Source organism: Bacillus sp. EB V-12 (genome assembly GCF_056158125.1).
Genome location: NZ_JBUXJL010000001.1, coordinates 528062 through 547422 on the forward strand (window position 1 = coordinate 528062; position 19361 = coordinate 547422).

The following is a 19361-nucleotide window of genomic DNA, read 5'->3' on the forward strand; positions in this document are numbered from 1 at the left end:
GGACGAATTTTCCAAGCCCTAGTTGTACATAGTAAATATGTAATTTATATTGGGTTGGAGGATTTTACATGTACAAATACATATTAGCGATTATGACTTGTTTAATTTTAATAAAAGCAATAAGTTCTGATCCAGTTAAGGCTGCTGAAAATCCTGAACAAAAAGAGATGCAACAAAGAATCGAACAACACTTTCGAACGAAAGCTGAACATTTTGGATTGAAAACGGAAGGAAAAGATTTAAAGGAAGTTAGAAAAGAAATTACTATTATAGAAGAAGCGAAAAAAAGAGAGAATGTATGGAGAACAGCACAAGCTCTTCATATAAAAACAGAAGGAAAAACGATGAATGAATTAATAAAAGATGTACAAAAAAAGGTGAAAAAATAAAAAGAGGCCGCAGCCTCTTTTTTTATGCCCATTGTTTTGATAAGTGAGCCATTTCAATTGCAGCAACAGCTGATTCATATCCTTTATTACCAGCTTTCGTACCTGCGCGTTCAATCGCTTGTTCAATTGTTTCTGTCGTTAATACGCCGAAAATAACTGGGATGTCCATTTGTAGTGATAAAGACGCAACACCTTTTGCTACTTCATTACAAACGTAATCGTAGTGAGTTGTAGCACCTCGGATTACAGTACCTAATGTAATAACAGCATCATACTTTCCGCTACTAGCCATCTTTTTAGCAATTAAAGGAATTTCAAATGCACCAGGAACCCAAGCAACATCAATATCATTTTCTTCTACACCGTGACGCTTTAATCCGTCTAAAGCGCCGCCAAGTAACTTACTTGTAATAAATTCGTTAAAACGTCCAACAACAACTCCAACTTTTAATCCTGTACCAACTAAATGACCTTCGAATACCATAATAAATCTCTCCTTTAATTATAAGTTTAGTAAGTGTCCTAATTTGTTTACTTTCGTTTGTAAATACGATTTATTCTCTTCTTTTGCTGGCATTTGCAACGGTACACGCTCGACTACTTCTAAATCGTAACCTTGTAAGCCAGCAATTTTTCTTGGGTTATTCGTTAATAATCGTAAACTTTGTAAACCTAAATCTTTTAATATTTGTGCTCCGATACCGTAATCACGAAGATCAGCAGGGAAGCCGAGTTTTTCATTTGCTTCTACAGTATCGAATCCTTCTTCTTGTAATTTATAAGCACGAAGCTTATTAAGAAGCCCAATGCCTCTTCCTTCTTGTCTCATATAAAGAAGAACACCTTTTCCTTCACGCTCAATTTGAGCAAGTGCTGCATGGAGTTGTGGTCCGCAATCGCAGCGATGTGAACCGAATACATCTCCTGTTAAGCATTCAGAATGAACACGCACAAGTACCGGTTCACCTATTGAAATATCACCTTTTACAAGTGCGATATGTTCTTTCGTATCTAATGAGTTAGAATAGCCAATTGCGTGGAAAGTACCGAAATCTGTAGGTAATGTAATTTCCACTTCTCTCGTCACAAGTGTTTCATGATGGCGGCGGTAAGCAATTAAATCTTCTATTGTAATCATTTTTATATCAAATTGTTTTGCGCATTCTATTAAATCAGGTACACGTGCCATCGTGCCGTCCTCATTTATAATCTCGCAAATAACTCCAGCTGGTTCGGCACCGCATAGCTTTGCTAAATCAACAGCAGCTTCTGTATGACCTGCACGACGCAGGACACCGCCTTCTTTCGCAATTAATGGAAAGATATGTCCAGGTCGATTGAAATCAGCGCCTTTTGATGCGGGGTTTAACAATTCTTGTATCGTAGTTGCACGTTCGTGAGCGCTAATCCCTGTTGTTGTAGAGACATGGTCAATGCTCACTGTAAACGCAGTATGATGTGAATCTGTATTATGAGATACCATTGGTTCTAATTGTAGACGTTCTGCGTACCCTTCCGTAATCGGTACACAAACGAGACCACGGCCATGTGTAATCATAAAATTAATTGTTTCTGGTGTAATGTACTCTGCTAAAGCAATAAAATCGCCTTCATTTTCTCGGTTTTCATCATCACATACGATAACGACTTTACCTTTTTTTAAATCTTCTAGAGCTTCTTCAATACGATGAAACATTGTGCTTCCCCCTTATAGAAATCCGTTTTCTTGTAAAAAGCTTTCGGTCATTGAACCTACTCGTTTTGTAGGTTTAGTAATAAAGCGTTCGATATATTTACCAATCATGTCACACTCAATGTTTACGATATCTCCGGCATTTTTTTCTCCAATGACAGATTCGCTTACTGTGTGCGGGATGAGTGAAATCGTTATGGAAGATTCGTCTATATCAAATATCGTTAAACTCGTTCCATCAACAGCAATGGACCCTTTCTGCAAACAATAGCGCAGCAGGTCATCAGAAATTGCTATTTTGTAATAGACGGCATTGTAATGTTGTTTTTTATTTAAAATCGTTCCGATTCCATCAATATGTCCTGAAACGAAATGTCCACCGAATCGTCCGTTTGCAGCCATTGCTCGCTCTAAATTTACTTTAGAGTGCGGTTTAAGCATGCGAAGTGATGTCGACTGCATCGTTTCAGGCATTGCATCAACTGTAAATGAAGTAGTTGTAAAGTTTGTTACAGTTAAGCAAATACCGTTAACCGCGATACTATCACCTAAGTGAACATCTGATAAAATTTTCTTTGCATGAATCGTTAATTTCATCGCTTCTCCGCTTTGTTGCATGTTTGCTATCGTTCCTAATTCTTCTACAATTCCTGTAAACATTTCGTCACCTCGTTTCGGGCATTCGCAACGATTTTTATATCATCACCAATTTGTTTCATCTCTTGAATTTTCAAGGAAAGCGCATCTTGTAATTTTGAAAAACCATTTCCTCCAAATAAAGTAGGAGCATCTTTCCCACCAATTAATTTCGGGCTTATATAGGTTACAATTTCATTAAAATTGTTTGTTTTTAAGAAACTTGCATGAATCGATTGGCCACCTTCAACGAATAGAGAAAGAATTTGTTTCTCTCCAAGAAAGGAAAGAAGGTCCTCGATTTCTATATGCTTCGTTTCCATTTGGAATATAGCTATATTTTTAGATTCATAAGAAGATATCTTCTCTTTCTTTACATCCTTACCGACAATAATCCATGTCGGTGCTAAACCATCTGTTATAACATGAGAAGATGGTGGCGTTCGTAAATGGGTATCTAAAACAACGCGAATAGGATGTTTCCCACCATTTGGAATTCTTGTTGTTAAATGAGGATTATCAGCTATAACTGTATTCACTCCAACAAGAATTGCATCATGTGTATGGCGATATTGGTGAACATCAGCACGTGCTTCTTCACCTGTAATCCACTTACTTTCACCAGTTACAGTTGCTGTTTTTCCATCTAAGCTCATCGCTGTTTTGATTGTTACAAAAGGGCGCTTCGTTTTCATGTAGTGAAAAAAGTAGCGATTTAATAAAACTGCTTCTGCTTCAAGAACACCGGTAGTTACTTCAATTCTAGCTTCCTCTAATCTTCTTTTTCCGTTACCAGAAACGAGCGGATTACAATCGAGAGTAGCAATTACAACACGCTTAACTCCTTTTTCGATGAGCAATTCACAACAAGGTGGTGTTTTTCCAAAGTGGCTACACGGTTCCAGTGTTACATAAACGGTAGCGTCTTTGGCGTTCTGACCAGCCATTTGAAGGGCATGAACTTCTGCGTGTTCTTCACCAGCTCGTAAATGAGCCCCCATACCAACGATGTTTCCATCTTTTACAACAACAGCACCAACCATAGGATTTGGACTTGTTTGTCCTGATGTCCCTTCTGCTAACTGCAGGGCAATCCTCATATATTCTTGATCTGTCATTTTCTTCACCTCTCCTAAAAAAATCAAAAAACCCCAAGGATTTAATATCCTTGGGGTTTGGGAGACGTGATTTCTAGAAATATAGTTTGAATACGAAAGCATAGGAAAGAAACCTAACGATAATTGATATTTCTGCATAAGGAAAAAACCTAGCAAAATATCGAATTTTTAAACGCTAGTTGTCTCTTTTTATTTCAGTATAAAAAATAAGTATAGAAAATTAAACATATATAAAGAATCAAAATGAATCTTTAAAAATATGCATACTGAAATAAAAGTGTATTCACTATATAAAAAACTAGAAACATATCCTTCTCCCATCCAGACTATACTGTCGGCCCTAGAGTTTCACTAGATCCACCGTTTTCGAGTTGAAAACGGGTCACGGACTTAGAAGTTTTCACTTCATCACCGCCGGTTGGGAATTTCACCCGACCCCGAAGGATGCTGTTTGCTCAAATTATAGCACAAAAAAAATAAAAGGCTAGTAAAAAATATTCGAATGTGAAGAATTGTGTGAAAATATATGCAGGCTGGAATGGAAATAAAAGTATTAGAAATGTTGTAAGGAGAAGGGATATAACGGAGTTGCTAAAAAGAAAAAACATGCACAAAAAAATGTGCATGTCACATGTAAAATTATTCTGCCTCTGGTGCTCTAACAACAGACTCGAATTTACCTTTATGCGAAGCGTCGCAATAAGGCATATTTTTTGATAAACCACAACGGCATAAAGAAAATGCCGGTTTTGCTGGGAATACATTCCCTTGTGAGTCGACTAATTCCACGTCCCCTGTAACGCGAAAAGAGCCATTATCATTTACTTTAATTTGTACTTTTGCCAACGTTATCCCTCCTTCCCAAACGCTTAATTTCATCATATAATCAAGGGAAGTGCTTGACAATATAAAAAGAGCACTTTGTTTGAGAAAGAAGAGAGTGTTATAATAGTTTTCATAACTGACTAGAGTAAGGTGACGAGAGATGGATAAACAATTACATACATTACGAAACATTGCAAATGAGCGCACGTGGGCATCATTTTTGAATGATAATCATCCATATAGTTTGTTACATTGGTCCATTGCAGGTGTAGGGCAAGAGGCAAAGGATGTTTGGTTACTTCAAGATGAAGTAACATTTCAAACGACAGAATTCCCAACGTTAGATGATGCAATGCAATGGATTTCTGAAAATATGGAACAAGTTACAGACGTTTTAGCGCAATAAAAAACAGGCTTATGCAAGCCTGTTTTTTGTTTCTTTCACATATGTGTTTAAAAATTGATCGACGGCTGCTTCGTACTCTTCTTTATTTTCGTTATAAGAGCAAGCGTGTGCACCGTGTTCTGCAATATAAAGCTGCTTATTATTTTCTTTCGCTTCATATAACGCTTTTGTCATATCAGCTAAAATATAGTCGTCATCTTTACTATGAATAAAGAGAACGGGATTGTTAATGTTTTTTATACAGTCGATTGGTGAAACTTCACGAATTGTATAACCGTCACGAACTTTTAAAAATGCGTTTGCTAAAGGTAATAAAGGCCATTTTGGTAGATGGAATTCAACCTTTAAACGGTGCTGTAATTGTCCGTGAAAATCAGAGAAAGGACAATCTGCAATATAGAAATCAGCACCATCTTCTACAAGTCCTGCGTATTGAAGAAGTGTTGCAGCTCCCATAGATTCACCATGAATACCAAGTGTAATATTGGTGCCAAAACGGTTTTTTAGCCAGTCAACTACGGATTTTAAATCATGTTTTTCATAGTATCCATAGCTTGTTGTTTTTCCGCCAGTTTTACCATGACGACGATGATCGTAAATGAGGACGTTATATCCCCTTTTTAAGAATAAGTTTGCATATTTTACAGAGTTTATTTTATTTACAGTTACACCGTGGCAAAAAACCATAAACTTATTGGTGGAATGACCAGCAGGAATGTAATATCCGTGAAGGTCGTATCCGAATTGTGAAGGGATATGAATTTCTTCTTTATGAAGAGCATCAAAATCCTCTATACGAAAATGTTTTTTCGTTTCTCTTTCGAGTACTTCTTCCTCTGTTTTTTTCTTTAAGTACATCACTTTATTTGTAAAGAAAATCCCAAGGGCAGTTATTGCACCTAGTATAGTAAACAATGCTGCAAAAAAACGTTTCATACTTTACCTCATCCTCCAAATACCGTTACATGTGATACACTTATATTGTATCACAATGATATAAAAGGGGAGAAATAGGAAATGCTGCATATACAAAAAATTACGCCAGCGATGAAAGAAACAATCCGAATGTTCATGTATGAGAACTGGGGAAGTTCATTGATGGTTTCACGTGGTAAGGGACATCAGTTAGAAGAGTTGCCAGGATTTGTTGCGCTCTCAGATGACAGAATAATCGGAATTATAACGTATGAAGTGACCGGAAATATATGCGAAATTGTATCGCTAGATAGCTTTGAAGAAAGAAAAGGAATAGGGACGAAACTTGTGGATTGTGTATTACAAGTTGCAGAAGAAGAACGGTGCAGACAGGTTTGGCTTATTACAACAAATGATAATATGAATGCGTTACGATTTTACCAAAAGCGTAATTTTGTAATGACTAATTTATATGTGAATGCGGTAGAGGAGGCACGAAAAATAAAGAAAGAAATTCCACGTATGGGATATGATAATATCCCAATTTTACATGAAATTCAGTTGGAGTATCGTTTAGTGAAATGATGTAACAATTTTCAGAAAAGTGAGTTATTAATCTTGACGGATAGTGTAATTTAGGTTACCGTAAAATTGTAATCTATTACCATATTAAGGGGTGACGATGTGGCAACTATACGTGATGTTGCAAAATTGGCAGGTGTTTCAGTCGCAACCGTTTCACGAGTTATTAATGAAAAAGGATACGTTCATGAGGACACAGTAAAACAAGTAAAGGAAGCAATTGAAGAATTACGTTATAGGCCAAACAGTGCAGCGAAGCCACTATTTAAAGAGAATTCAACGATAATTGCATTACTTGTAGATAATTTATGTAACCAATCAAACATCACTTTGCTACATTGTATTGAGGAAATAGCATATAAAGAAGGCTATCAAATCATTATTTGTAATATAGAGAATAAAGATAGATACATACATATGCTGAAGCAAAATAACATTGCAGGTGTTATTTTGACGAGAGCAGTTTTTAAAAGTGTAGGAGAAATTCCATTTCCGTTTGTTGTGATCGATGAGCAACAATCACATGGAAATTATTATGAAAGTGGACAGAGAGCTGTTTCTTTATTAAAAGAGAAAGGGTGTCATTTTCTTGCATATTTCGGTGAGGGAGAAGAAAGTGAAGAAATGGAAGATCATATAGCAGGGTTTTTAGACGCTGTTTGGGATGAAGGAATCTCTTATCGAGAAGAATGTGTACAAGGGTATACAAATAAACAATTTATTACATTATTGCAAAACAATCCGTATATAGATGGAATTGTAGCCTCAAGTGATCAGATTGCTATTGAGTTAATTCGGTCAGCGAGATTTCTAAATATACATATACCAGATAAATTAAAAATTGTTGGACCGAATGGGAGTATAGAGTGTGAATGGATAGGTTCATCACTACCGACAATTGAAAGCTATGTCAAAGATAACGGAAAAGTAGCTTTTCAACAATTAAAAGGAAAAATAAAAAAGTAAAAGGTGCGTTTTATACGCACCTTTTTATAATGTAATTGCGGCAATAAAGCCAAATATAAGTAACGGTATATTGTAATGTAGAAAAGTGGGTACACATGTATCCCATATATGATGGTGCTGACCATCAGCATTTAAACCGGATGTTGGTCCAAGGGTACTATCCGATGCTGGAGATCCTGCGTCACCTAGTGCTCCGGCTGTACCGATAATTGCAATTGTGGCCATTGGACTAAATCCAAGCTGAATGCAAAGAGGTACAAAAATGGTTGTTAAGATAGGGATGGTTGAAAAGGATGAACCAATTCCCATCGTAACGAGAAGTCCAATAACGAGCATAAGAAATGCAGCGAGTGGTTTGTTATTTCCAATTATATGTGCACTCGTTTGCACCAGAGATTCAACATGTCCTGTTTTTCGAAGAACAGCGCCGAATCCAGCGGCAGCAATCATAACAAAGCCAATAAAGGACATCATACGCATTCCGCTTGTTAATATCGCATCTGCTTCTTTAAGTGGTAGACTGCCACTAACTGATAAGACGATAATACCTGCTAAAGCACCGAAAATCATTGATTCTGTTGTTAATTGAACAGTTAATGTAGCAATGATAGATAATAACCCGAAAGTAATGCTACGTTTTGTATAGGGAACGATTTCATTTTCGGTAGTATGAATTTGTTCTGTTTCATACGTACGAGGTTTTCGGTACGTAATGAATACCGCTACACATAATCCAATAATCATACCAATTGCTGGAATAGTCATTGCTTTTGGAATAAGTGTGACATCAAATGTAAGGCCGCTTTGCGCAGCGTTGGTTTGTAATACGTCATGATAAATTTTTCCGAATCCTGCAGGGATCCACATATAAGGAGTAATCAATCCAAATGTAATAATACATGTGACAAGTCTGCGATCCACTTTCAGCTCATTTAATACTTTTAAAAGTGCTGGAATTAAGATGGGGATGAAAGCAATGTGAACAGGAATCACATTTTGTGAGAAACAAGCCATCGTTAAAATAATGAATAAAATAAGTATTTTAGAATAAACTTGTTTTTTCGTGTCTTGTTCATTGCCAATCCATTTTAATGCAGTTTGAATCATAGCATCTGGAAGTCCTGTTTTGGAAAGGGAAATAGCGAAACCACCAAGCATTGCATAACTTAAAGCGATTGGAGCACTGTTTCCAAGACCAGTTGTAAAAGTGTTAATCGTTTCTGAAATACCGAGTCCGCCGATAAGTCCGCCTGTTAAAGCTCCAACAATGATGGCGACAATGACCTGGACACGTAACAAACTAAGCAATAGCATAATTGCTACTGCGACGAGTACAGCGTTCATAATAAATGTAATCTCCCTAAATTTTTATTCTGTTAAGACAAGTAAATATGAAACATTTTGCTATGTTTATACATGCTTGCGACATATTATTATAAAATGTTTTCTATGAAATGTAAAAGAGCCTTTTGTTACTAATGCTGAAAAGCTAGCTCTTGTTTAATTGATTGTAAAGAATTAGCGAATAATTCTGGTTCTTCTAAATCAGGAGAATGTGCTGAATTTGGGAACCAAATCATCTTTTTTATAGGCGCTTCAATAATATCGCAATATTCCTGAACGAGTGCATAAGGAGTTTGATAATCATAGCGACCAGAACAAAAATAAACTGGAATAGATAAACTTGAAATAGAAGAAAAGAAATCGATTGTCAGCATTTCTTCCCATAAAACACCAGATTTTAAATTTCCTGCGAGAAACTTGAACCAATCTAATAGCGTATATTCAGGAGAAAAGAAACCTTTTCGTATGAAAGAAAAGGAAGATCCGTTTTGGATTGCGCCTCCAAATGTGCCAAGCCACTTTCTTTGAATAATGAGACGTCTCGTATCTAAAAATGGTGGTTTGCCTAATTTTAAAAGGGAAGCTAATGCTTTTTTATGATCATGTTTTTTTGCAGAATGAATTAAATGTTGATATAGCAATTCTTCATTTTGTTTCATATGTACAATTTGCCCAATACCGATGTAAGCCTCGATATACTTTGGATATTGATGTGCTATGTTAAGCCCAATAATACTTCCCCAAGAATGACCAGCGAGAAATAGTTTTTGTTTGTTGAACTTTTTAAGTACATATTGAATCACTTCTTTTGCATCGGAAACGAATTGTTCGATTGTGAAATTTGCTCCGAAATCTTTCATTGAAAAGGATTTACCAGCCCCGCGCTGATCCCAATTAATAACAATAAATTGCTTCTCTAATTCTTTTTGAAAATGGCGAATAAATCCGATTTGTGCCATCCCAGGTCCGCCGTGACAGCATAATAAAATAGGTTGCTCTACGTTTTGTCCACGCATAAGGAGAGTTTGTTTTCGATTATTAATCATAACGCTTTCTATCGTAGCGATACTATTAGGAATGAGTTGTTTGTTTTCGTTATAGAACTGAGGGGTGTAGCTACGAAAAAGCATATTGAAAACCTCCTTTTGTGAAATCGTATGAATCGCACAGGCTATTCATTTTGCATATACTGTTAGAAAATCATTGTAACATACCATACTAGTGTCATTTCAACACGGGAGGAGGGAAATTGTGACGATTGGAGAAATTATAGATGGTTTAAATAGACGTGAATCCATCGCTATTATAGCAAAACGTCTTGAAATAAGCCCGTATACATTATCGAAGAAATTAAGATTGATTGGATACGAATATGATGGAGAGCAGAAGAAACGTATTTTTGTAGGAGATGGAGAAGAACCACGTCACTTACAACTCCAAGAAGCGACCGCCCTTCAATATGAGAAAACAGATTATCAATTATTAATTTATGAGCAATTACAAAGCATTTATGAGTTATTAAGAAAAAGAGAAGAAGTAATTGCACCAATTGTGAGTAAAAGTACAGAGAAAAAGAGACGGACCTTTTCTATTAATACAGAAATATTAGCAAGATTGGACCTTATATCAGAATCGAAAGGAATTCAAAAATCTAAACTTGTAGAAGAGGCGTTGCAACAATTTTTACAGCAATATGAAGTTGACAAAACATCACATTTTGATAACTAAAGAAAAGGATACTGTGTTCATTAGAAGAACGAGTATCCTTTTTATGATGTATATTACGTATAAAATAGAGGATCAGTACAAATCCTTTATGCGTGAAAAATGAAATTTATTATTAGAGAAACACTTAATTTAATTTTTGAATTCTTCCATCAATAACTGGCTGAATTGGTTCTTTTAATTGTTTTACGTAATTGACTAACGCTTCAAAGTCGTTTGGCCCAGTTTCTGCATTTTTACCATTTTTAAATGATACGAATCCATCACCGCCAGAAGCTAAGAAGGCATTTGCAACTACGCTATACGTTGTAGATGGAGATAATTCTTCTCCGTTTGTTAAACGTATATTTGTAACTTTTTCACCGTTTGGTTTATTTGCATCCCACGTATATTGAATACCTGAAATTTGAAGCATTCTTGTTGTTCCCTTTTGCCATTGCTGATTTAAAATATCGCGAATGTCTTGACCTGTTAAATTTACTTTAATCAATTGATTTCCAAAAGGTTGAATGCCGTATAACTCACCCCACGTAATATCACCAGCATCTAAGTCATTACGAATGCCACCAGGATTCATGAGGGAGATTTGAGTTTGCATCGTTTGACGCTGAGCATCGGCAACTAAATTTCCAAGAGTGGACTCACCAGCATCATTTTGTTTACGGTCGATAGGTGCTGTAGATTTTCCGACCACTTCATTTACAAGTGGTGCGATTTTTTCTTTATATTGATCTAGTTTTTTCTTTACTTGTTTATCAGGTTCTACACCTTCATGATACGTTGTAACAACTTCAGCTTTTTTCTTTACAATATCCTTTGTTTTACGATCAATTGTTACATCGACGTCTGAGAAAGCCATTCCATATGAATTTGCTTGGACAATTAGTTTATTATTTACTGTACCATTTACATACGTATGACTATGTCCACCGAAGATAACATCAACTTCTGGGTCTGTTTCATTTGCAATTCGAGTAAGGTCGCCATTTGTTACCCCAGACTCATCGGTTGTTCCACCGACATGAGCAAGAACGACGATAGATTTAACGCCGAGGCGTTTTAATTGTTGTGTTGATTTATTAATTGCTTCTACTTCATCAGTAATTTGTACATTGTTAAGCATCGTAGGCATAACAACATTTGGTGTATCAGTTGTAACAACCCCAATGAATCCTACAGGAACACCATCTACCATTTTTACAGTAAATGGTGGTAAAAATAAGCGGCCAGTTGATTTGTTATAGAAATTAGCAGCTACATAGGGGAAGTTAGCCCCTTTGAAATTTCCTGTTTTTTCATGATATCCACCGTAAATGAGGCGTTTCATTTCATCAATGCCTTCATCAAATTCATGGTTCCCGATTGTACCGACATCAAATTTTAAGTCATTTAAAAATTCAATCGTCGGTTCATCTTGTAATAATGCTGAAACTGGTGGACTAGCTCCGACGATATCACCAGCATGTACGAGAAGTGTATTAGGGTTTTGTTTTTTATGTTCTTTTAAATAAGTAGCTAAGTAATCAGCGCCACCAGCTTCTTTATTATTGATTTTTTTAACAGTATCTAGTTGTCCATGGAGATCATTAATACCAAGCATTTGTACGTCTATGTAGCGGTTTTGTTCAGCTGGATTCTGAGATGGGGGAGCGGCAAATACGCTTGAAAAAGTAATGGTGCTTAAAACAGCAACGGCAGGAATAATTTTTTTCCACATAATATAATTCTCCTTTTTTATAATCTGACATCATACGACATAATTTTAATAGATTCATAGGATTATAGCTACATAAAAATTTAGTCTTTTCGAAAAATTAACATATTTACAAAAAGTGAATAATAGAGTAAAGACCCTTTTTTATTGTCGATTTCATTGTGTATCTACTATAATGGAGAAAAAAGTAAAAGGTGAGTAGCATGAAGAAAAAGAAACAAAGACAAATGCAAAGACAATCACAAGTGAATCAACCAAAGAAAGAAACACTTACATTAGGCGATCAATTAAATGATTCACTCATGCAACAATTAAAGAGTAAGAAGAAAGAGTTGCAAGTGAGGGAAGAGGAAAAAGAGGCAGCTGAACTGGAAAGAAAGCGCCAAGAACAAAAAGAACGTGAAAAGAATAAATCATTTGAAGAACTGCTAAGTGAAAGTAACCTTACTTGGAAAGACTTTAAATAATAAAAAAATGATCAGTGAAATACCACTGATCATTTTTTGACGAGCTTGTAAGAAAAGGGGAGTTAGAATGAGAAAAATTGTCGTTGTTCCACATGAAAACCATTGGAGTGAAAAATTTCAAATGGAGGCTAAAAGATTAAAATCAGCGATGCCAGAAACGGTAAAAATTCATCATATTGGAAGTACGTCAGTTCCCGGACTGGCAGCTAAACCTATTATTGATATGATCATGGAAGTAGAAAATATCGAAAGAGTAGATGGGTGGAATGAACGATTTATAGAGCTTGGTTACATCGTAAAAGGGGAAAATGGTATTTCAAGACGCCGATATTTTATTCATGGAACTGAAGAAAAACGCTCGTATCATTTACACGTGTTTGAAAAAGGAAATCCAGAGATAGTAAGGCATTTAGCATTTCGTGATTATATGATGGCTCATTGTGAAGAAGCAGAGGCATATGCAACCTTAAAGAAAGAATTAGCCGAAAAGTATACATATGATGGCGCGTTATATACGGAAGGAAAAAATGAGTTTGTGCGCAATGTGGATGAAAAAGCGAAAGAATGGAGAAAAAATAACGTGAATGAATGAGTTCACGCTATTTTTTAGCTATATAAAAGTGTTATGTAAACTGTACGTATGTTTTGACTTTTGGGATGAATCTTGTTGAAATAAAATTGTGGCTTATAAAAAATGTAACAATGAAAGGGAGACGACTGTGCATATTCCAACAACTACACTTCATAATGGCGTGAAAATGCCGATGATTGGTCTAGGCGTATATAAAGCGAAAGAAGGAGACGAAGTAAAGCAAGCAGTAAAAACAGCGTTAGAAGTTGGATACCGTTCGATTGATACAGCAACTGTATATGAAAATGAAAGCGGTGTCGGAGAGGCGATACGTGAATCAGGAATTCCAAGAGAAGATATATTTATTACAACAAAAGTATGGAACGACGATCAAGGATATGAGGAGACACTCGAGGCGTTTGAAAAGAGTTTGAAAAAATTACAAATGGACTATGTAGATTTATATTTAATACATTGGCCGGTAAGAGGGAAGTATGTTGATACGTACCGAGCTTTAGAGAAATTGTATGAAGAAGGTAAAGTGCGTGCGATTGGTGTTTCTAATTTTCATAAACATCATTTAGAACTATTATTACCAAATTGCAAAGTGAAGCCGATGGTAAACCAAGTGGAACTTCATCCGATGTTGACGCAATTTGAGTTGCGAAATTATTGTCAAGATGAGCAAATTCAAATGGAAGCATGGAGTCCGTTAATGAGGGGCGGAGAAGTATTCCAGCATCCAATCATTCAGGCTATTGCTAACAAATATGAAAAAACACCTGCACAAGTTATATTAAGGTGGGATATTCAAAGCGGGATTGTTACAATTCCTAAATCTGTTACACCATCTCGTATTAAAGAAAACTTTACTATTTTTGATTTTGCACTAACTGAAGAAGAGATACGTCAAATTAACACGTTGAATCGTGATTTACATGTAGGAACGAATCCTGATAAATATGATACGTTATAAAAAAGACTGTCTCCTAATACTGGAGACAGTCTTCTGTTTTATCGGTAATTCGATATTTTTAACGATGCAAAGCATATGTGTCATATTTAACAATCTTTTGAAGTTGTATATATTCTTCTTTCGTTAAAGGTAACTGTTGACTAGCTCGTATATTTTCCTGTAATTGTTGAAGAGAGCTTGCACCAGGTATAATAGCTGCAACAGTCTTATTATGTAAGCAATATTGAATAGCTGTTCCTGTTAAAGAGCGTTCTCCAATTATTTCTTTTACACTTGCTAGAGTTGCATGTAATTCATCGTAAGAATAAGAGAGATAATCCTTTTCCTTTACTCTTTCTATCTTTCTTGCATTATTGTCAGTTAAAATTCCTTTTGCAAGTGGCCCGCGGGCAATGACGCTAATTTGGTGTTCATTTAGAAGGGGGAACCATTCTTCTGGACGACGATTTAAAAGGTTATATTCCATTAGTACACTAACGATGTTTGAGCGTTTTGCATATTCACGAACGACATTTGGGCGTATAGAAGAAATACCGTAATGGCGAATAATACCTTCCTTTTTCAATTCTTCAAAAGCTTCAATTGTTTCATCTATTGGATCTTCAATTGTTCCGCCATGAAGTTGGTAAAGGTCAATATAATCAGTTTGAAGTCTACGTAAACTTTCCTTTACTTCAGTCTTTATGTAAGCTTTAGAAGGATCCCAAGACCAGCCATTTTTTTCTTCTGTCCAACGATTTCCAACCTTCGTTGTAAGTACAATTTGGTCTCTTCTTCCCTTCAAGGCTTTTCCAACAAATTCTTCATTTAATCCGTAATCATATAAATCTGCTGTATCAAAAAAATTAATTCCTAAATCGATCGCTTCATCGATAATATGCATAGCTTCTGTTTCAGATGTACCGAGAGACATACAGCCAAGGCCCATTTCTGTAACAAACAAATCTGAGTTTCCTAATTGACGTTTTTTCATAGGTCAACCTCCTTACCTTTATTGTACGAGAGGGAAAAGAGGTTGACAAACGTTTACTTTCCGCTTCGCATTAACTGCCCGTAAAAGCATGATTAATGTTTCACTTTATTTGCTGTAATCCACTCTTGTACAGTTGTATACTCTTTGCTATATTGCTTTAGCTTATGGCGAATTTGCCATGCTTTTCCGACTAAAGTGACGCGATTTGGTAAAATATAAACTTTCATTTCTATCACGCTCCTTTCAATGTGGTAAAATGTATGAGGAAAGAATAGGAAATAGAACAGGGAGATGAAGTAGTATGAGTAATCTTGCAGAGAGAACAGTAAAAACTGAGCCAATTTTTGATGGTAGAGTTATAAAAGTTCGTGTTGATGATGTAGTATTACCAAATGGAGCAATGAGTAAACGTGAAATTGTAAATCACCCTGGTGCAGTTGCTATTATTGCTATTACTGATGAGGGGAAAATTCTGCTTGTTGAGCAGTATCGTAAAGCACTTGAAAAGGCGATTATAGAAATTCCGGCTGGCAAGTTAGAACCTGGTGAAAAACCTGAGGTAACAGCAGTTCGTGAATTAGAAGAGGAAACAGGATATGTATGTGAAAATATGGAGCTCATTACTTCTTTCTATACATCTCCAGGATTCGCAGATGAAATTTTATATGTATATAAAGCGACAGGTTTGACAAGAAAAGAAAATAAAGCTGAGTTAGATGAAGATGAGTTTGTGGAATTAATGGAAGTATCGTTAGAGGAAGCGATTACTCTTATGAAAGATCTTCGTATTCATGATGCGAAGACGATGTTTGCAGTACAATATTTACAACTACAAAAATAAACACTCGCCAAAGGCGAGTGTTTTTTAATTGATTTTTGCATATACACGTGCATCACGTAAGCTACCATCTGGTGCTAGGAAATCATTTTCCATTGTCCCTTCTAGAATGAATTCTAGACGTTCTGCTAAGCTACATGCATTTATATTTGTTGCATCAGTACGAATTTCAATTCTTCTAGCGCCTAGTTTATCAAAGGCGAACTGAATTGCACCTTTAACAGCTTCGGTCATATAGCCTTGTTTTGTATAGGCACTATGTAGCCAGAAGTGAAGTGAAAACTTTGGAATATCCCAGTTTTCAGGCTTTAGTGTAATTGCTCCGATGAATGTACCAGATACTTTATCGTATAAGTGAAAATCAAGTGTTTCACGAAGTAAAAACTGTCCGTGAGCTTCGCGAACAATTTCTTCAGCACTCTCTTCTGTTTCAGCGTTAATTGGTATCCACGGTACTAAGTCTTCTAGAGAAGCTTGGATTGCTTCATATACTTCTGCACCATCACCTGGAAATGGTTTACGAACTTGCAAGCGTTCAGTTTGAAATAATGTTGGAAAATCTAATAATAATGGTTTCAAGAGAAATCCCTCCTATTCTCTACTTTTTAGTTTAGCAAAGTAGAGCGGAATTTCAATGTTAATTCGTCATACTTTTTTCTTTCTTTCATACATTTTTAATAAGAGTGTGAACGGAGGGAAGAAAAATGTGGCGAAAAAATTGGCAAGACCGTGTAATGTCTCACATACAGGAAAACTCTTCATTATATATATTTAACGCTGTTTTATTATTGATGGGAGTAATATTCGGAGCCATTCTCGTGAATAGTTTACAAATCAATCAAAAACAAGATTTATCATTTTATTTACAACGTTTTTTTGGACAAGTCTCTAAAGGAGAATTTGCCATTGCGGGCGAAATGTTTCGAGAAAGTTACTTTTCGCAATTAAAATACATCGGATTTATTTGGATTTTAGGAATTTCAATTATTGGATTACCACTTATTTTTATTTTATTATTTGTAAAAGGAGTTGTCGTTGGATTTACAGTTGGTTTTTTAGTAAGTCAGCATGGATGGAATGGACTATTATTAGCATTTGTATCTGTTTTGCCACAAAATTTAATTATCATTCCAGTCTTTCTCGTTATGACAACCATTGCTGCAAGTTTTTCTTTACGGATGATTAGGCATCAATTTATTAGAAAAATAACCGAGCCACTATTACCATTATTAATCCGTTATACATGCTTCTTTCTCGTAATTGGAGTGGTGTTAGCACTTGCTTCTAGTGTGGAGGCTTACGCATCACCAGTTTTAATGAAAGAAGTCGTTGAGGCTATTAATAAAAAATAAATACTTTTTGAGAATAATTATCAATTTGTTTTTATTGTTTTTTCTTTTGACAGAAGCCCTTCTTCTGATATAATGGTGTAAGAGTGGCGAGGAGGGAGTAGTACCGAATGGAAGAAAGAATTGAACGAATTAAGAAGCAATTACATGCAGCGAGCTACAAATTAACACCGCAACGTGAAGCAACAGTTCGTGTGCTGCTAGAAAATGAAGAAGATCATTTAAGCGCAGAAGATGTTTACCTCCTTGTAAAAGAAAAGTCGCCAGAGATCGGATTAGCAACCGTCTATCGAACTTTAGAACTATTATCTGAGTTAAAAGTTGTCGATAAGATTAACTTCGGAGACGGTGTTTCACGCTATGACTTACGCCAAGAAGGTGCGCAGCGTTTCCACCATCATTTGATTTGTACACAATGTGGTGCTGTACAAGAAATACAAGAAGATTTACTTGGTGAAGTGGAAAGGAAAGTAGAACGAGACTGGAGCTTTAAGGTGAAAGATCATCGTTTAACATTCCATGGGATTTGTAAAAATTGTCAAGAAAATGAAACGGATGAAAAATAACCTTTTCCTATTTATCTAGGAAGAGGTTTTTTATTTGAATAAGGTATAAATTGGTGAAAGCTTGGCATATGTTGTAATAACTTATATTTTGGAGGAATTTACAATGCGCCGAGCTTTAAAATTAACTTTTGATGGAATAAAAGTATTTTTATTATTTACAAGTTGTACGATTTTGTTTTATTTCGCTATACTATGGATAAATGAAGAATATGAAAGCTATCATCGTTATGAAAAACCTAAAGAAGAGACTGTAGAAAAAGTATCAGGGAATGAAGAACCGGCAAAGGATGCTTTCGTAAATAGAATGATGTTTTTCTATGAAAATGGGGAGTAGTGTAGAGTGGAAGATCAATTAAAAGATTTTATTCATTATATGGTTGTCGAAAAAGGATTAGCAAAGAATACAGTAGTATCGTATGAACGGGATTTAAAAAGCTACGTAAAGTATTTGCAAAATGTGGAACAGACGAAAACTTTTCATGAAGTGACCCGTTTACACATTGTTAACTTTTTGCAGTATTTAAAAGAGAACGGAAAATCTTCGAAAACATTGGCGCGTCATATCGCATCAATTCGTTCGTTCCACCAATTTTTACTTCGTGAACGAGCGGTAGAACACGACCCATCCGTACATATTGAAACGCCACAAGGGGAACGGAAATTACCAAAAGTATTATCAGTTGATGAAGTAGAGGCGTTACTTCAAACACCAAAAATGACAAGTGCTTTTGGTATTCGTGATAAGGCGATGCTAGAGTTACTGTATGCGACAGGACTTCGTGTTTCAGAATTGATTGCACTCAATTTAGAAGATGTACATTTAACGATGGGATTTGTTCGTTGCATAGGGAAAGGGAATAAAGAAAGAATTATTCCACTAGGAAGTTTAGCAACGGAAGCGATTCAAAAGTATATTGAAAAAGGAAGAAGAGAATTAATGGGGAAAAAAGTAGTAGATGCACTCTTTTTAAACCATCATGGTAATCGATTATCAAGACAAGGATTTTGGAAAATATTAAAACGATTAGCGAAAGAAGCAAACATTGAAAAAGAGCTTACACCTCATACGTTGCGTCATTCGTTTGCTACGCACTTATTAGAAAATGGAGCAGATTTACGTGCTGTACAAGAAATGCTTGGACATGCAGATATTTCAACGACGCAAATCTATACGCACGTTTCAAAAACTAGATTAAAAGATGTATATAAACAGTTTCATCCGAGAGCATAGTTACTATGCTCTTTTTTTCATAGATTAAGAGGGAAAGACAGTTTCACAGAAACTTCACAAACATTTCGTATATTGTT

General features: G+C 35.7%; 25 protein-coding genes and 1 riboswitch. Of the genes, 13 read left to right on the top strand and 12 right to left on the bottom strand.

Annotated features, from left to right (window positions below):
• Positions 1 to 68: 68 nt before the first annotated feature.
• Positions 69 to 389 (top strand): hypothetical protein, encoded by a 321-nt coding sequence (locus ACZDYH_RS02825; RefSeq protein ID WP_000280032.1) that lies wholly within the window; start codon positions 69 to 71, stop codon positions 387 to 389.
• 22 nt (positions 390 to 411) lie between these two features.
• On the opposite strand, the gene ribH is transcribed toward ACZDYH_RS02825, so the two are convergent.
• From ribH to ACZDYH_RS02850, 5 genes are all read right to left on the bottom strand, one after another.
• Positions 412 to 873 (bottom strand): 6,7-dimethyl-8-ribityllumazine synthase, encoded by a 462-nt coding sequence (ribH, locus tag ACZDYH_RS02830; RefSeq protein ID WP_000230895.1) that lies wholly within the window; start codon positions 871 to 873, stop codon positions 412 to 414.
• An 18-nt stretch (positions 874 to 891) separates the two neighbouring features.
• Positions 892 to 2085, bottom strand: coding sequence for a bifunctional 3,4-dihydroxy-2-butanone 4-phosphate synthase/GTP cyclohydrolase II (gene ribBA, locus ACZDYH_RS02835; RefSeq protein ID WP_006921466.1), 1194 nt, complete (start codon positions 2083 to 2085; stop codon positions 892 to 894).
• Between the two features lie 12 nt (positions 2086 to 2097).
• On the bottom strand, positions 2098 to 2742 hold the full coding sequence (gene ribE / locus ACZDYH_RS02840) for a riboflavin synthase subunit alpha (RefSeq protein ID WP_000493900.1): 645 nt from the start codon (positions 2740 to 2742) through the stop codon (positions 2098 to 2100).
• On the bottom strand, positions 2724 to 3836 hold the full coding sequence (ribD, locus tag ACZDYH_RS02845; RefSeq protein WP_000131988.1) for a bifunctional diaminohydroxyphosphoribosylaminopyrimidine deaminase/5-amino-6-(5-phosphoribosylamino)uracil reductase RibD: 1113 nt from the start codon (positions 3834 to 3836) through the stop codon (positions 2724 to 2726). Before ribD ends, ribE begins: the two co-directional genes overlap by 19 nt.
• A 305-nt stretch (positions 3837 to 4141) precedes the next feature.
• A riboswitch (FMN riboswitch) is annotated at positions 4142 to 4285 on the bottom strand.
• A 190-nt stretch (positions 4286 to 4475) separates the two neighbouring features.
• Positions 4476 to 4682, bottom strand: coding sequence for a CDGSH iron-sulfur domain-containing protein (locus ACZDYH_RS02850; protein WP_001151582.1), 207 nt, complete (start codon positions 4680 to 4682; stop codon positions 4476 to 4478).
• Positions 4683 to 4821: 139 nt separating this feature from the next.
• Here ACZDYH_RS02850 and ACZDYH_RS02855 point away from each other — a divergent pair, with 139 nt between their 5' ends.
• Positions 4822 to 5067, top strand: a complete 246-nt coding sequence (locus tag ACZDYH_RS02855) for a DUF2552 family protein (protein ID WP_000360793.1) — start codon at positions 4822 to 4824, stop codon at positions 5065 to 5067.
• A 9-nt stretch (positions 5068 to 5076) separates the two neighbouring features.
• On the opposite strand, the gene ACZDYH_RS02860 is transcribed toward ACZDYH_RS02855, so the two are convergent.
• Positions 5077 to 6003: an alpha/beta hydrolase gene (locus tag ACZDYH_RS02860; RefSeq protein WP_000819234.1), complete on the bottom strand. Its 927-nt coding sequence runs from the start codon at positions 6001 to 6003 to the stop codon at positions 5077 to 5079.
• An 81-nt stretch (positions 6004 to 6084) separates the two neighbouring features.
• On the opposite strand from ACZDYH_RS02860, the gene ACZDYH_RS02865 reads away from it, so the two are divergent.
• Positions 6085 to 6567, top strand: a complete 483-nt coding sequence (locus ACZDYH_RS02865; protein WP_088361862.1) for a GNAT family N-acetyltransferase — start codon at positions 6085 to 6087, stop codon at positions 6565 to 6567.
• A 99-nt stretch (positions 6568 to 6666) separates the two neighbouring features.
• Entirely contained in the window at positions 6667 to 7530 is an 864-nt protein-coding gene (locus ACZDYH_RS02870) for a LacI family DNA-binding transcriptional regulator (protein ID WP_000201346.1), read from the top strand.
• A gap of 24 nt (positions 7531 to 7554) precedes the next feature.
• On the opposite strand, the gene ACZDYH_RS02875 is transcribed toward ACZDYH_RS02870, so the two are convergent.
• Together ACZDYH_RS02875 and ACZDYH_RS02880 are read right to left on the bottom strand one after the other, a co-directional pair.
• Positions 7555 to 8874 (bottom strand): Na+/H+ antiporter family protein, encoded by a 1320-nt coding sequence (locus tag ACZDYH_RS02875; RefSeq protein WP_000994816.1) that lies wholly within the window; start codon positions 8872 to 8874, stop codon positions 7555 to 7557.
• Positions 8875 to 9005: 131 nt separating this feature from the next.
• Complete coding sequence (locus tag ACZDYH_RS02880; RefSeq protein ID WP_000898970.1) at positions 9006 to 10004, bottom strand: alpha/beta fold hydrolase; 999 nt, start codon at positions 10002 to 10004, stop codon at positions 9006 to 9008.
• A 121-nt stretch (positions 10005 to 10125) separates the two neighbouring features.
• Between ACZDYH_RS02880 and ACZDYH_RS02885 the strand changes: the two genes are divergently transcribed.
• Positions 10126 to 10602 carry a ribbon-helix-helix domain-containing protein gene (locus tag ACZDYH_RS02885; RefSeq protein WP_000151931.1) on the top strand — a complete coding sequence of 159 codons (477 nt, stop codon included), beginning with the start codon at positions 10126 to 10128 and terminating at the stop codon, positions 10600 to 10602.
• 124 nt (positions 10603 to 10726) lie between these two features.
• Here the strand turns inward: ACZDYH_RS02885 and ACZDYH_RS02890 are convergent, their stop codons facing one another.
• Positions 10727 to 12316, bottom strand: a complete 1590-nt coding sequence (locus tag ACZDYH_RS02890; protein WP_102955929.1) for a bifunctional metallophosphatase/5'-nucleotidase — start codon at positions 12314 to 12316, stop codon at positions 10727 to 10729.
• Between the two features lie 200 nt (positions 12317 to 12516).
• Between ACZDYH_RS02890 and ACZDYH_RS02895 the strand changes: the two genes are divergently transcribed.
• The 3 genes from ACZDYH_RS02895 to ACZDYH_RS02905 all read left to right on the top strand — a co-directional run bounded on the left by ACZDYH_RS02895 (position 12517) and on the right by ACZDYH_RS02905 (position 14327).
• Entirely contained in the window at positions 12517 to 12780 is a 264-nt protein-coding gene (locus ACZDYH_RS02895; protein WP_000727561.1) for a YqkE family protein, read from the top strand.
• Between the two features lie 67 nt (positions 12781 to 12847).
• Positions 12848 to 13372: a GrpB family protein gene (locus tag ACZDYH_RS02900; protein ID WP_001227186.1), complete on the top strand. Its 525-nt coding sequence runs from the start codon at positions 12848 to 12850 to the stop codon at positions 13370 to 13372.
• A gap of 127 nt (positions 13373 to 13499) precedes the next feature.
• Entirely contained in the window at positions 13500 to 14327 is an 828-nt protein-coding gene (locus ACZDYH_RS02905) for an aldo/keto reductase (RefSeq protein WP_000547992.1), read from the top strand.
• A 58-nt stretch (positions 14328 to 14385) separates the two neighbouring features.
• Here ACZDYH_RS02905 and ACZDYH_RS02910 read toward each other — a convergent pair whose 3' ends face one another.
• Positions 14386 to 15300: an aldo/keto reductase gene (locus ACZDYH_RS02910; RefSeq protein ID WP_044307304.1), complete on the bottom strand. Its 915-nt coding sequence runs from the start codon at positions 15298 to 15300 to the stop codon at positions 14386 to 14388.
• 92 nt (positions 15301 to 15392) lie between these two features.
• Positions 15393 to 15527, bottom strand: coding sequence for a Z-ring formation inhibitor MciZ (gene mciZ / locus ACZDYH_RS02915; RefSeq protein ID WP_000870302.1), 135 nt, complete (start codon positions 15525 to 15527; stop codon positions 15393 to 15395).
• A 74-nt stretch (positions 15528 to 15601) separates the two neighbouring features.
• Between mciZ and ACZDYH_RS02920 the strand changes: the two genes are divergently transcribed.
• Positions 15602 to 16141, top strand: a complete 540-nt coding sequence (locus ACZDYH_RS02920; protein ID WP_088361864.1) for an NUDIX hydrolase — start codon at positions 15602 to 15604, stop codon at positions 16139 to 16141.
• 24 nt (positions 16142 to 16165) lie between these two features.
• Here the strand turns inward: ACZDYH_RS02920 and ACZDYH_RS02925 are convergent, their stop codons facing one another.
• Positions 16166 to 16717, bottom strand: coding sequence for a GNAT family N-acetyltransferase (locus tag ACZDYH_RS02925; protein ID WP_000803479.1), 552 nt, complete (start codon positions 16715 to 16717; stop codon positions 16166 to 16168).
• A 155-nt stretch (positions 16718 to 16872) separates the two neighbouring features.
• On the opposite strand from ACZDYH_RS02925, the gene spoIIM reads away from it, so the two are divergent.
• The 4 genes from spoIIM to xerD all read left to right on the top strand — a co-directional run bounded on the left by spoIIM (position 16873) and on the right by xerD (position 19284).
• Complete coding sequence (spoIIM, locus tag ACZDYH_RS02930; RefSeq protein WP_013142149.1) at positions 16873 to 17490, top strand: stage II sporulation protein M; 618 nt, start codon at positions 16873 to 16875, stop codon at positions 17488 to 17490.
• Positions 17491 to 17597: 107 nt separating this feature from the next.
• Complete coding sequence (gene fur, locus ACZDYH_RS02935) at positions 17598 to 18053, top strand: ferric iron uptake transcriptional regulator (RefSeq protein ID WP_000392657.1); 456 nt, start codon at positions 17598 to 17600, stop codon at positions 18051 to 18053.
• 103 nt (positions 18054 to 18156) lie between these two features.
• On the top strand, positions 18157 to 18387 hold the full coding sequence (locus ACZDYH_RS02940; protein WP_001250432.1) for a YqzK family protein: 231 nt from the start codon (positions 18157 to 18159) through the stop codon (positions 18385 to 18387).
• A gap of 6 nt (positions 18388 to 18393) precedes the next feature.
• Positions 18394 to 19284, top strand: a complete 891-nt coding sequence (gene xerD / locus ACZDYH_RS02945; RefSeq protein WP_000390088.1) for a site-specific tyrosine recombinase XerD — start codon at positions 18394 to 18396, stop codon at positions 19282 to 19284.
• Positions 19285 to 19361: the final 77 nt, after the last annotated feature.

Bases quoted from the DNA above. Each gene is read 5' to 3' on its own strand.
- ACZDYH_RS02855 (WP_000360793.1), top strand. From the start codon at position 4,822: ATGGATAAACAATTACATACATTACGAAACATTGCAAATGAGCGCACG.
- ribD (WP_000131988.1), bottom strand. From the start codon at position 3,836: ATGACAGATCAAGAATATATGAGGATTGCCCTGCAGTTAGCAGAAGGG.
- ribE (WP_000493900.1), bottom strand. From the start codon at position 2,742: ATGTTTACAGGAATTGTAGAAGAATTAGGAACGATAGCAAACATGCAA.
- ribH (WP_000230895.1), bottom strand. From the start codon at position 873: ATGGTATTCGAAGGTCATTTAGTTGGTACAGGATTAAAAGTTGGAGTT.
- ACZDYH_RS02825 (WP_000280032.1), top strand. From the start codon at position 69: ATGTACAAATACATATTAGCGATTATGACTTGTTTAATTTTAATAAAA.
- ACZDYH_RS02880 (WP_000898970.1), bottom strand. From the start codon at position 10,004: ATGCTTTTTCGTAGCTACACCCCTCAGTTCTATAACGAAAACAAACAA.
- fur (WP_000392657.1), top strand. From the start codon at position 17,598: ATGGAAGAAAGAATTGAACGAATTAAGAAGCAATTACATGCAGCGAGC.
- ACZDYH_RS02910 (WP_044307304.1), bottom strand. From the start codon at position 15,300: ATGAAAAAACGTCAATTAGGAAACTCAGATTTGTTTGTTACAGAAATG.
- ribBA (WP_006921466.1), bottom strand. From the start codon at position 2,085: ATGTTTCATCGTATTGAAGAAGCTCTAGAAGATTTAAAAAAAGGTAAA.
- ACZDYH_RS02900 (WP_001227186.1), top strand. From the start codon at position 12,848: ATGAGAAAAATTGTCGTTGTTCCACATGAAAACCATTGGAGTGAAAAA.
- ACZDYH_RS02890 (WP_102955929.1), bottom strand. From the start codon at position 12,316: ATGTGGAAAAAAATTATTCCTGCCGTTGCTGTTTTAAGCACCATTACT.
- ACZDYH_RS02875 (WP_000994816.1), bottom strand. From the start codon at position 8,874: ATGAACGCTGTACTCGTCGCAGTAGCAATTATGCTATTGCTTAGTTTG.
- ACZDYH_RS02895 (WP_000727561.1), top strand. From the start codon at position 12,517: ATGAAGAAAAAGAAACAAAGACAAATGCAAAGACAATCACAAGTGAAT.
- mciZ (WP_000870302.1), bottom strand. From the start codon at position 15,527: ATGAAAGTTTATATTTTACCAAATCGCGTCACTTTAGTCGGAAAAGCA.
- ACZDYH_RS02920 (WP_088361864.1), top strand. From the start codon at position 15,602: ATGAGTAATCTTGCAGAGAGAACAGTAAAAACTGAGCCAATTTTTGAT.
- ACZDYH_RS02865 (WP_088361862.1), top strand. From the start codon at position 6,085: ATGCTGCATATACAAAAAATTACGCCAGCGATGAAAGAAACAATCCGA.
- spoIIM (WP_013142149.1), top strand. From the start codon at position 16,873: ATGTCTCACATACAGGAAAACTCTTCATTATATATATTTAACGCTGTT.
- ACZDYH_RS02940 (WP_001250432.1), top strand. From the start codon at position 18,157: ATGCGCCGAGCTTTAAAATTAACTTTTGATGGAATAAAAGTATTTTTA.
- ACZDYH_RS02860 (WP_000819234.1), bottom strand. From the start codon at position 6,003: ATGAAACGTTTTTTTGCAGCATTGTTTACTATACTAGGTGCAATAACT.